This window comes from Kosakonia sp. N21 (genome assembly GCF_050587465.1).
GTDB lineage: Bacteria > Pseudomonadota > Gammaproteobacteria > Enterobacterales > Enterobacteriaceae.
In genome coordinates, this window is record NZ_JBOBHR010000001.1 from 728,875 (window position 1) to 740,589 (window position 11,715).

General features: G+C 53.0%; 11 protein-coding genes. 2 read left to right on the forward strand and 9 right to left on the reverse strand.

Annotation, left to right across the window (positions count from 1 at the left end):
• Positions 1-52: 52 nt before the first annotated feature.
• Both ACQ3G7_RS03335 and ACQ3G7_RS03340 read right to left on the reverse strand, forming a co-directional pair.
• Positions 53-1,000, reverse strand: a complete 948-nt coding sequence (locus ACQ3G7_RS03335) for an electron transfer flavoprotein subunit alpha (RefSeq protein WP_263100332.1) — start codon at positions 998-1,000, stop codon at positions 53-55.
• A 20-nt stretch (positions 1,001-1,020) separates the two neighbouring features.
• Positions 1,021-1,785, reverse strand: coding sequence for an electron transfer flavoprotein (locus tag ACQ3G7_RS03340; RefSeq protein WP_430888830.1), 765 nt, complete (start codon positions 1,783-1,785; stop codon positions 1,021-1,023).
• Between the two features lie 327 nt (positions 1,786-2,112).
• On the opposite strand from ACQ3G7_RS03340, the gene ACQ3G7_RS03345 reads away from it, so the two are divergent.
• Positions 2,113-3,024: an AraC family transcriptional regulator gene (locus ACQ3G7_RS03345; protein WP_430888901.1), complete on the forward strand. Its 912-nt coding sequence runs from the start codon at positions 2,113-2,115 to the stop codon at positions 3,022-3,024.
• Between the two features lie 47 nt (positions 3,025-3,071).
• On the opposite strand, the gene ACQ3G7_RS03350 is transcribed toward ACQ3G7_RS03345, so the two are convergent.
• The 7 genes from ACQ3G7_RS03350 to ACQ3G7_RS03380 form a co-directional block, all read right to left on the reverse strand.
• Complete coding sequence (locus ACQ3G7_RS03350) at positions 3,072-4,220, reverse strand: acyl-CoA dehydrogenase (RefSeq protein WP_263100334.1); 1,149 nt, start codon at positions 4,218-4,220, stop codon at positions 3,072-3,074.
• Positions 4,221-4,233: 13 nt separating this feature from the next.
• Positions 4,234-5,829, reverse strand: a complete 1,596-nt coding sequence (locus ACQ3G7_RS03355) for an acyl CoA:acetate/3-ketoacid CoA transferase (RefSeq protein ID WP_430888831.1) — start codon at positions 5,827-5,829, stop codon at positions 4,234-4,236.
• Between the two features lie 158 nt (positions 5,830-5,987).
• Complete coding sequence (gene aroD / locus ACQ3G7_RS03360; protein WP_430888832.1) at positions 5,988-6,746, reverse strand: type I 3-dehydroquinate dehydratase; 759 nt, start codon at positions 6,744-6,746, stop codon at positions 5,988-5,990.
• A 26-nt stretch (positions 6,747-6,772) separates the two neighbouring features.
• Positions 6,773-7,639 carry a quinate/shikimate dehydrogenase gene (ydiB, locus tag ACQ3G7_RS03365; protein ID WP_430888902.1) on the reverse strand — a complete coding sequence of 289 codons (867 nt, stop codon included), beginning with the start codon at positions 7,637-7,639 and terminating at the stop codon, positions 6,773-6,775.
• A gap of 38 nt (positions 7,640-7,677) precedes the next feature.
• Positions 7,678-8,913, reverse strand: coding sequence for an MFS transporter (locus tag ACQ3G7_RS03370; RefSeq protein WP_263100337.1), 1,236 nt, complete (start codon positions 8,911-8,913; stop codon positions 7,678-7,680).
• 265 nt (positions 8,914-9,178) lie between these two features.
• Positions 9,179-10,399, reverse strand: a complete 1,221-nt coding sequence (locus ACQ3G7_RS03375) for an MFS transporter (RefSeq protein ID WP_430888833.1) — start codon at positions 10,397-10,399, stop codon at positions 9,179-9,181.
• 60 nt (positions 10,400-10,459) lie between these two features.
• Positions 10,460-10,816, reverse strand: coding sequence for a YdiL family protein (locus ACQ3G7_RS03380; protein WP_263100880.1), 357 nt, complete (start codon positions 10,814-10,816; stop codon positions 10,460-10,462).
• A 266-nt stretch (positions 10,817-11,082) separates the two neighbouring features.
• Here ACQ3G7_RS03380 and ACQ3G7_RS03385 point away from each other — a divergent pair, with 266 nt between their 5' ends.
• Complete coding sequence (locus tag ACQ3G7_RS03385; RefSeq protein ID WP_430888834.1) at positions 11,083-11,700, forward strand: hypothetical protein; 618 nt, start codon at positions 11,083-11,085, stop codon at positions 11,698-11,700.
• Positions 11,701-11,715 lie beyond the last annotated feature (15 nt).

The following is an 11,715-nucleotide window of genomic DNA, read 5'->3' on the forward strand; positions in this document are numbered from 1 at the left end:
TATGCTCCCTTCCCGCTGCCCGCGCAGCGGGATATCTGCGTAAGAACGAGGGTCAGTGGCTCAGCTCGTCGATCAGGGCCGGGACGACTTTGTAGATATCGCCCACCAGGCCGTAATCGGCGTAATTGAAGATCGGCGCATTTTTGTCTTTATTGATGGCGACGATCACCTTCGCGCCATTGCCGCCGACCATATGCTGAATCTGACCGGAAATGCCCAGCGTCAGGTAGAGATCGGACTTCAGCAACACGCCGGAGACACCGACATAGCGCTCACGCTCCATCCAGTTTTCGCCTTCGGCAATCGGCCGGGAACATCCCACTTCTGCGCCCAGCACGCTGGCCAGTTCACGCACCATGGCGAGATCGTCTTGCGCCGCCAGACCTCGGCCCACGCCGACCACACGTTTCGCTTTGCTCAAATCCACACTGCTCAGTGTCTTCGCCCGGCGCTGCTGGCAACGGATCTCATGGCGCGGCGCAATATACTCCGCCGTGGCGACGGGGCAGGTATGAGAGGGATCGGCGGCGGCGGGCTCCATCACCCCTGGCGCAAGGGTAATAATGGCCAGCGCACTGTTCAGTTTTTCTTTACCAAAGGCCAGGCCGCCATACATGCGGTGCTGCGCACAGACGCCGCTGGCGTCAACGCTGACTGCCGTTGCATCGTTAACCATGGTGGCATTGAGCAGCACGCTGAGCCGTGCGCCTAAGGCTTTGCAGCGTTTGGTCGTGGTCATCAGTAGCAACGCGGGTTGACCGGCGCTCTGTTGCTCAATCAGCGCGGCAAGCGTTTCGGCGAAGTTTTCAATGCGTTGCAGGTCAGAATGCGGCTCAAGCACCGTCACGCTATCAGCGCCCAGCGCCTGCAGGCGGTTTACCTGTTCAGCGCCGTACACAATGGCATGCACCTGCTGGCCCCATTGACGTGCGCCGGTCATTAATTCTGCGTAGCGTTCAGCATTGTCGCTCAGTACCCAGACGCGGGTTAATTGACTCATGATCTTCTTCTCCGTTGGGCTCAATTCAGGGCTTTTTTCACGTGTTCGGCCAGGGCAGCGATCGCTTCCGGCGAATCATTGTCGAGGATGATGTGTTTGCGCGTGGTGGCCGGCGGTACGATGATCTCCATCAGTTCCGCCTGCGGCGAGGTCGGGTTCCAGCCAATATCGCTGGGTTGCCACTGATTGACCGGTTTTTTGCCTGCGCCAAGAATGGCTTTCATCGAAGGAATGCGAGGGGTGTTAATGTCCGACGTCACGCAGAGCACGGCAGGCGGCGTCAGTTCGATCACTTCCACATCCTCTTCGAGCGTGCGCTCAACGGTGAGTGTTGCGCCATCGCGCTGGATGCGACTGACTGCGTTAATCACCGGCAGTTGCAGGAGCTCGCCAACCAGTAAGCCCACTTGCTGGGCGTAGAGGTCACCGGAACCTTCGCCAAACAGCATCACATCGAAGCCCATTTTCTCTGCCGCAGCGGCCAGTGCCTGTGCGGTTTCTTTCGGCAGTGCGTGTTCCAGTTGCGCATCCTGCACCATAAACAGGCTGTTTGGGCCACGGGAAAGGACGTCTTTACGCACTTTCGAGTTTTGCAGCAGTGAGCCGCCGACGGTCAGTGCGGCAACGTCATCGCCTTCACTGGCGAGTTGTGTGGCCGCTTCGATGGCATTGAGATCGAACTGGCTGATCTTCGCCTCTGCATTGTCAAAGCTGAGCGTATGGTCGGGCATGACCATAATGTCCTGTTCCTCAGGCACCAGTTTAAAGCAGGTTATTATTTTCATGGCATCTCCTGTAAGTCGCGGGCGAATATTGGCGGTGACGCCAACATCGACGGAAGGTCAAATTTGACTGGAAATAGTGTGCGATAGCGGGATCGGGTTTTCGACGGGGCAAGCTGTTTTCGTTGCTAACAATCTTGCAAAAAAAGTGAGATCGGCTGAGCAAAATAAAAGTCAGTGAAAATAAATTGTGCGCGTAAACATATTATCTTGCATGCCCGGTAAATAATCTTGTTCTGCACCTGTAAAGTACAGTTGAATAACCGCGGCGCTCGCTCTATTTTATCCTTATTATTTTGTTTAGGCTTATTCTCAAAATGTGAGGTTGTCATGTATCAGCGATGCTTTGATAATGCCATGGAACCCCTTTTCGCACAGGGGGAAACACCCCGATTTTCACGCTTTGTCATCAGCGATGATCCGGCCTGGGAATCCGGGCATCATGTTCACGATAATGAAACCGAGCTTATTTACGTCAAAAAAGGCGTGGCGCGATTAATCATTGACTCCTCGCTGTATGTCGCGCATGCGGATGATATTGTGGTGATTGAACGGGGGCGGTTGCATGCGGTGGCATCGGATGCCAACGCGCCCGCCACCACCTACACCTGCGCTCTGCATGGCTTCCGCTTTCGCGACCGGGAAGAGCACCAGTTGTTGCAACCGCACTCGTGTCCGGTCATTTCCGCCGGGCAGGGGAAAGAGGTGATTAAAAGCATATTTAATGAATTGAGCGTAATGTTGCCGCAAAGTAAAAATACCTTAACGTCCTCCGTCTATGATGCCTTTGCCTATGCATTGACGGTGTTGTACTACGAGAATTTTAAAAATGCCTACCGTTCGGAGCAGGGCTATATTAAAAAAGATGCATTAATTAAAGATATTCTGGTCTATTTAAATAACAACTACCGCAAAAAAATAACGCTCGAACAGTTGTCAAAACAATTTCGCGCCAGTGTCAGTTATATCTGTCACGAATTTACCAAAGAGTACCGTATTTCTCCCATCAACTATGTGATCCAGCGGCGGATGACCGAAGCCAAATTTGCGCTGACCAATACCGACAATTCGCTGGCGGAAATCTCCTGGCGAGTGGGGTATGAAAATGTGGACCACTTCGCCAAGCTTTTTCTGCGTCATGGCGGCTGCTCGCCAAGCGATTACCGTCGACAATTTAAAAACAATGTCAGTGAGCAAGAGCATCGGTCCGGTTTTTATCCGCAGGAAAAGGTGTTGTTTTAGGTTGTCACCTCAGTTCCCGGCAAACCGGGAACTGAGGGCTTACCCGCTTAGTCCTGGTAGTCTTTCAGGATCTGTCGACCCGCCACATAAATCATGATCTCATCCGTACCACCGCCGATACGTTCACAACGCACATCGCGCCAGAATCGGGAAACGCGCGCTTCGTCGGTGTAACCCAGCCCGCCCATGATCTGAATGGCATCATCGATCACTTCCATCGCCGTACGCGCACAGTAGAGTTTCGCCAGTGCGGCGCTGGTGCGCAGGGACTGTTGCTGATCCGCCTGCCAGGCCACTTTCAGCACCATATTGCGCATGTTGTCGACTTTGATGGCCATCAGCGCCAGTTTCTCCTGGATCATCTGGTTATGACCAATCGGTTTGCCAAAGGCAATGCGCTGATTGGCATAGCGAGCGGCATCTTCAAACGCGCATTCGGCAAAGCCGGTGCTGCGCGCGGCGTTGATCAGACGTTCCATCTCAAAGTTATACATCACATTGAGAAAGCCCATCCCCTCTTCGCCAACCATGTCGCTCTCCTCAACTTCCACATTGTCGAGGTAGACTTCGCAGGTACTCAGCATATGCCAGCCGATTTTATGCAGCGGGTTGACTTTGATGCCCGGTTTTTTGGCATCCACCCACCACAGCGTAAAGGCTCTTTTCGGATCTTTCGGTTGCGGATCGCGCGCCAGCACCAGCATGTAAGGGTACTCTTTCGCACCGGTGATAAAGGTTTTTTGCCCGTTCAGGTACACCTTGCCGTTTTTGCGCGTGTAGCTGGTGGTGGCGCTGTTGTTATCGGAACCCGCACCTGGCTCCGTTAAGGCCAGCGCATACGCCGGGTCGCCGGTTTCCATGGTGCTTTCGGCGGTTTTACGCAGTTGCTCGGCAGAGCCGAAACGGCGCATGCTGTGAATACACTGCCCGTTGGTGATAAGAAACGCGGGCGCACCACATTTCGACACTTCCATCAGCGCCAGCATCTGCGTGACATAATCCGCCGGGATGCCGCCGAACTCTTCCGGGACACCGAGCATCGAAATGCCGTTATCGGCCAGCGCGCGCATAAATTCACGCGGGTAGGTTGCTGTCTGATCGCAGGTGCGGAAATACTCTTCCGGGAAGTTACTGGTGATCAGTTCGCGGATGCTGGCAAGCAGCAGCTCCTGCTCTTCGGTTAAAGAAAAATCCATTATCGTACTCCTGTTAATTAGCCGCTTCGGGTAAGACGAACCCCATGGTGGCGTCGATAAATAAGCGTTCGTCCATCTGTTTCAGATGAGGGGAAATAACCGGGGCGAATTCCATGTTGTCCAGAATGTCTTTTTGCAGGTCGACACCTGGCGCAATCTCGATTAAATGGAGACCGTCTTCTTTCAGCGTAAATACCGCGCGTTCGGTGATATAGCGGACATCCAGCCCGCGTTCGAGGGCAATTTTTCCGCTAAAGGTAATTTCCGGCAGCGTAGAAATGAATTTTTTCACCCGGCCTTCCTGCACAATGCGCAATTGGCCGTCGGTAATATCCGTTTTCAGACCGGCGGCGGTCAGCGTGCCGCAGAACACAATTTTCCTTGAGGTGGCGCTAATATCAATAAAGCCGCCGGTGCCCATAATCTTGCCATTGAATTTATGCACGCCGACGTTACCGTGCTGATCCACTTCGGCAAAACTGAGGTAACAGACATCCAGACCACCGCCGTGGTAGAAATCAAATTGCGAGGTCATATCCAGAATGGCGCGGGTGTTCACGTTGGCGCCAAATGCCACCCCTTGCGAGGTGATGCCGCCAACCGGCCCGGTTTCCACCGTCAGGACAAAGTCGTCTGCGCAGCCTTCTTCCCGCGCCACCAGCCCGATGCCGTCGGCAATGCCGACACCGACGTTACCCACGGCGCCTTTGCGCATCTCAAACAGCGCACGGCGCGCTACAAGCTTGCGCTGATTGAGGGGCAGGGTGAGTTGCGTGCTGTCATCGAGAGTAAAATCGCCAGAGATAAAGCGGTTCACCGGCGCACCGCCGTACAACTGTGTCTGGTTTGGGTCAACGACCACGATATCCACCAGGTAGCCGGGGATACGTACTGATTTAGGATGCAGGGTGGCTTTTTTCACCATTTTCTGCACCTGCATCATCACGATGCCGCCGTTGTTATGCACCGCCTGAGCCAGCACCAGCGCATCCAGATACATCACTTCATCTTCAAACGAGGCGTAACCTTCGCTGTCGCAGGTGGTGGCGCGGATAAAGGCGATATCCGGCGCAATCGCTTTGTAGTAGAGGTACTCTTTGTTATCGATCTCCACCAGCTTGATCAGTTCCTCTTTGGTGACCTCATTCAGCTTGCCGCCCTGCTGGCGGGGGTCAACGAACGTCCCGATACCGATATCACTGAGAATGCCGGGCTGATGGGCGGCGGCGGCACGCAGCGTCTGCGTCAATACGCCCTGTGGGTAGTTATAGGCGGCGATTTTTCCTTGCTCAGCCAGATCGGAGATGCGCGGTGATTGCCCCCAGTGCCCGCATAATGCCCATTTCACCAGACCTTCCTGCGCCAGCGGGCTGATACCACGATCGGCGCGGTCGCCCAGTCCGGTCGGACTGATGAGGGAAAGATTACGCGGTGTTTGCGTCTGTTTATATTTCTCCGCTAAAGCGGTAATTAATGTGGTGGCTTCAAGAATGCCGCCGCCAGCGCCTAAAACACAAAGCGTGGCTTCGTCCGGAATATAATTCACCGCTTCCTGCGCAGACAGCACAGTGACACGCCCATTAATGCGTGTGGGTCTTTCAGGTTTCATCATTGCTCCTCGAAATAACCGGGCGGGTCGCCGCATTATTCGCCGTGCAGCGAAATAAAGGCGTACGAATCCGCGGAATATTTATTGAAAATATTCACGTCCGGTCATTTTCTTTTAATCAAAGGCGGGAGTGTGTTTTCCCGCCTGAATGTCGTTTATTAAGCCTGATGCAGTACCGCTAATACCGTCCGCAGATCGCTAACGGATATTTGACCCGGCGCGGAGGCTTTTTTTACCGCGCCAAATGTGGCCGCGGAACCGAACACCTCACCCGCCAGACGTGAAATCACCCCTGTTTTAGACATCGACATGGTGATGATAGGGCGGTCAGCATAGTGCTCGTGCATCTCCAGCGTCGCGGTAAGCAGCGTCAGGACATCGGTTTTGTTTTGCGGCATCAGTGCGATTTTGGGAATATCCGCGCCAAGCTGCTGCATTTTCCGCAGGCGCTGAACGATCTCCTCCACCGGCGGTGTTTTATGGAAGTCATGATTGGACATAATGACTTTCACGTTTTTCGCATGCGCATGCTCCACGGTGGCTTTGACCAGTTCGTCACCGGTAAACAGCTCCAGATCGATCATATCCACCAGCCCGCTGTCCACGGCGGCGCGGTTTAACGCAATATACTGCTCTGTCGACAGCGCCTGTTCACCGCCTTCTTTGGCGCTGCGGAAGGTAAACAGCAGGGGTTTATCGGCCATGATGTTGCGGATCACGGATGCGGCTTCCAGCACGGCCTCAACCGAGGCCACATTGGCGAAATGGTCGACGCGCCACTCGAGGATATCGAAATCCGCGTCGCGATAGGCCTGCGCTTCAGATTTCACACTGGCGATATCTTTTCCCATTAACGACACGATAATCCTGGGAGCCCCTTCGCCAATCACGAGTTTTTTTACGGTTACGGTTTTCATTGAGTACCTTTTTTTTCACCAGCCTGTCAGGCTTCGAAGCCCATGGCCTGTTTCACGTATTCCAGAGGGAACTCTTTACCGGTCCACAGTTTGAACTGTTCAGCCCCTTGCCATAACAACATGCCGTAACCATCAATTGTTTTGCAACCGGCTTGTTGTGCTTGCTGCAATAACTTCGTGATATGCGGGTTATAAACGCATTCGGTGACCAGCAATCCCGGGCGCAGCAGGCTGATATCGCTGATGAGTGATTCATTTTCCATCGGTTTCATGCCGACTTTGGTGCCGTTGGTGAGAATATCTGCCGTGGCGAGGGCGGCCGCAAAGGCTTTCTGGTCTTCAAGATCCGTGACGGTGACCACGCAATCGGTGTTTTCGTTAACCCGTTTGGCGAAGGCGACGGCTTTTTCGAAGAAGTCGTCCCGGCGGTTAAACAGTTTGATCTCTTTAATGCCTTCAATCGCCGCCTGCGCGCCAATGGCGGTGGATGCGCCCCCGGCGCCCAGCAGCACCATGGTTTTGCCTTTGATGTCGAAACCGCTCTCTTTGATGGCGCGAATATGCCCTGTGCCGTCGGTATTGTAGCCGCGCAGGTAGCCATCATCGTTAACAATGGTATTAATGGCGCCGACCAGTTTTGCCGCCGGGGTTAATTCATCCACATAGTCGCATGCCAGTTGTTTATTCGGCATGGAAACGCCGGTACCGCGCATTTTTAAGGCTTTCAACCCGGCAATAGCGTTTGCAAAGGTAGAGTTGTCGACTTCAAATGCCATATAGGTAAAAGGCAACCCGGCTTTTTCCAGCGCCTTGTTTTGCATTTCCGGAGACAGGCTGTGCCGGATAGGGTAGGCCATCAGGCCAATCAGTTCATATTTAGCAGTAACATCCATCATAAACTCCTTGAACTTTTATCGTGAATCGAAGCTGTTTATTGAAAATACCGTTCGCCGAACCGCACATCGTTTTTTGGAATATTGAACACGCGGTAGTAACGGACGAAGACAATGAGCGCGGTGATGAAGGCCAGCAGCGCAAAAACGAAATCCAGCGCGATGATGTATTGCAGGCCAATCGTTGAGAGGTAACCGGTGATCAGCGGAATAACAAAGTTTGCCAGTCCGCCCATCATCATATAAACGCTGGTGACTTTGGCTTTGCTTTTCGGGAAGAACTCCGACATCACAGACACACCGAGTTGCAGGATGCCGCCCGCGGCAGAAAAGCCGATAACAAAAGCGCCGGCATTACACACCAATGGTGACGGGTACAAATAGATGACCGCCGCAGTCAGCGTCGCCAGCCCGGCGTTAAAGACGTTGGCCCAGATAGGGCGCACGGTTTTTTTCAGCAGCGCGGCGAAGATAAACACGCACAGCAGCGACCCCATGCTGTAGTAAGAGATGGTTTTCAGGGCGTCGGATTCCGCCATACCAGCAAATGCCATGGCGTATTTCGGCATCCACACCACGATGACGTAGAACGTCGAGAAGGCGGCAACGCCAAACAATACCGACGCCACGCCTTCCAGCCACGGCAGCGGTTTGCTGTTCATTTGCGGTAAGGCTTTGGCGACGCTGGCATCCACCTGCTGACCGGGGAAGCGGCTTTTCAACAGCAGCAGGGTGATAAGCACAAACAGTGCGCCCGGAATGATCACGCCATAGCCGTACCAGATGTTATTGAGCAGCATATAGCTGACGATCATCGGGTAGAGCATCTGCCCGAAGGAGACCATCGCTTTCACCAGGATCACCGCCGAGCCGGACGCCGTCGGGAAACACTCCATCAGCGCCGGGTAGCCGCCGGTATCCAGTGCCGAGTTGGCGACGCCGACGCACACGGCCAGAATAAAGGCCACCATCAGGTTCGGGCTGGCAGGAATACCAAAGAAAAAGCACATATATAAGACAACGCCTAACAGAATCACCGCCCGGCGACCGAACTTGTCGGAAATCACGCCAAAGAAGAGAATACTGACCAGCCGGCCAAGACCGATACCGGAAATTAAATAGGCAATGCCCGCATTGTCGGTGGAAAATTTTGCCGCCAGCGACGTCATATTTTGCGCCAGCGTGATAACGCTTATCCCGTGTAAGAAATAACTGAGATAGATACAGATAACTGCGAGGATAAAAGGGGTGCTGAAAGCCTTATTCTGAGACATTTTTTCACAGCTCCATGCTAATTTTAAATTTGTTCTCCCGCGCCTGTTACTGTGATATCCGGCAGCGAGTTTAGTGATTACTGTACGTGGTTGCTGTGGCCGGACATACATAGCATGGCGTTTAATTTGCCAGGTTTATTGCAGGGTAAAATGTGACGTGAAATGTCTTTGACGCTGTTTCTGGCGTGAATGATTAAGGCGGTAAATAACGTCCGTATTATGTTGCAGAAGCGCGTCAACAATATTGCATGGGCCGCCCGGCAGGTTATTCCGCGAGCGGCGATATATTGACTAAACGCCGGGATTCCATCCGGCTGCGCAGACCAATAAACAGCGCCAGCAGAAAACCAACAGCGGCAATGGCGGTATCAAACCACATAATATCGGCAATGCTGTGTTCTGAGAGGCGTGCGGTGATCAACGGGATGGTAAAGGTGGCGATACTTCCTGCGCTGTAATAAATGCCGGTGGCTTTGCCTTTCGCATGCGGAAAGCGGGCGGCCATCAGCGTCAGGCCAATCTGCACTACGCCACCCGCCGAGGAGAAACCAATGACAAACGAAAAAACCACCACCACAGACACGCTGGGATGCAGGCACACCGTCAATAACGCCACAAACGAAATAAAGGTGTACAACATCAACAGGGTCATGGTTCTGGCGGTTTTCCGCACCAGCGGGGCGGTAATAAATACGCAGAGCAGCGAGCCACAGGTGTAGACGCTGAGCAGTTTGATGGAAGCGGTATAAGACATGCCCACCACAAACTGACCGTATTGCGCAAGCCACTGACTGATAAGATAAAACGTGGTCATTGCAATATAGCCATACAGCGTATAGCTGGCGAGATCGATAACCGAACAGCGGTGTTTAACCGGCGTTGCCGCGCTGTCTGGCGCAGGTTTGGCGGCAAGGGCCTGACGCCCGCGGTGCGGTGGAAACGTGCAGCGCAGCAAAAACACGCCGTTGAGGATCATAATGGCGGCGGCAATCAAAAACGACCAGCCAAACCACAGTTCCGCCCACACCAGCAGGCTGATGATCATCGGTAACAGAAACTGCCCTGCGGAAATAAACGCTTTGATCAGCACATTCGCGGTGCCGGGCGCGCGTGGAAATGCCTCCATCAGGCTGGGGTAGGTTCCGGCATCGAGAAAACTGTTGGCAATCCCGGCGATAAAGCCAAAGGCGTAGGCCACGAGAATGTTGTGCGTATTAATAATGCCGAAAAAAAACGCGAGATAGCAGATCATGCCGAAGATAATAAAGGGGCGTCGACCGAACTTATCGGATAAGACGCCGGAGAAAAAGAGGACGCTTAACCGGCCAATACCGAGCGACGAGATCACCACCGAGACACCGGCCGCGTTGGTCTGCCACTGGAGTTCGAGCGCGGACATATTGAGGCTCATCAGGATGACCCCCATGCCATGTACCAGGTAATTCAGATAGAGACCCAGTGCCGTAGAGAGATATGCATTTTTCATCTTTATGTGTACTGCGTGACGGTAAAATGAATCATCAGTGGCGTGAGCCGCTCAACCGCGTTAACACAGATGTTCCAGATCGTGTGCATAGAGTTCGGCGGCCACCGACTGATAAACTTTCCAGTCCAGATAATCGCCATCACGATATACCGCCTTAAAAGCGGCTAAATCTGCGAAAAAACGCATCGTATTATTGCCGATACGATTATTTATTCGGTTGATGAGGGCGTTGATGTGAGTTTGTCTTTTTTTTCTCAGTTCGAGTAATTTTGCAACAATATCCGCCGGGATCGCTTTCTCGCCATTTTCCCATGACTGCCACTCCGCTGCGGTGTTTTCCGGTGCAATCCAGATAGCGCACTCTTCAACGGTCATGGCGAAAATATGGCGTAATGCCTGCAATTCATATGCGTTCATCATTTAATTGCTTCATGTAAAAACGATTACGCATAAATAACACGAATACACAGAACGCATATTGAACAGAGTCACAGGATTTTGTGCAATATTATTTGTTATCAGTCTGTAAAGTGAGATGGCGAGTTCTGGAAGCGAGGCCGAAGAAATTGTTTTTATTACGCTGTGCAATGCAAAGATATTTGCCTCAGCACGGTGAAATCAATAGGGTTATTTTTGTATCTCCAATATTTTTTTTATCTGATGACCAAAGGAAGGTAATCACCATGAAGAATAGTGAATTTGTGACGGAAAAAATGCGCGAGTTTATGCAACGGGGTGACATGGGGGCAGAAAGTTTCCGTGAACTGTTGGCTGAAATGAAGCGCCACCCGTGGTATCAGTCTCAGCTTCAGCGCTTTGAACAACTGCGGCAACCGGAAAGTCGTGCAAACCCTTTTGTCGGTTATTTATGCGCCGACAGTAACGCGGAGGCGATTGTGGAATCGCTCCGACGCTATCTGGCGGTGGATGAGGAGCCGAAGCCGGTGGAGAGCGAAGCCTATTATGAGCGACTGGTGCAGCACATCACGGCGCTTGACATTCGCGTGGTTAAACCGGGTCCGGAGGGAATACCTCCGCGTCCGGGTGAAGATCCTCAAGGGGTGGTGATAGCGTTCGCCACTGCGCCCTGTATTATTGTTCATCCTGCTGCAACACCGGAGGTGCGCGCATTGCGCGTGTTGCACATGCTGTGTCTGATAGGGTTGGGGCTTTCCGGCATTTACTACGATGACGATACCGGGATCGGGCAGGAAGCGGCGTTGTGTCATGCTGTCGCCACCGGGTTTCTCGCGCAGGAAAAAGCGGGATGGGGCACCACTGAAGAGCAGGAACGGACGTGATAAAAAGGGGCGCAT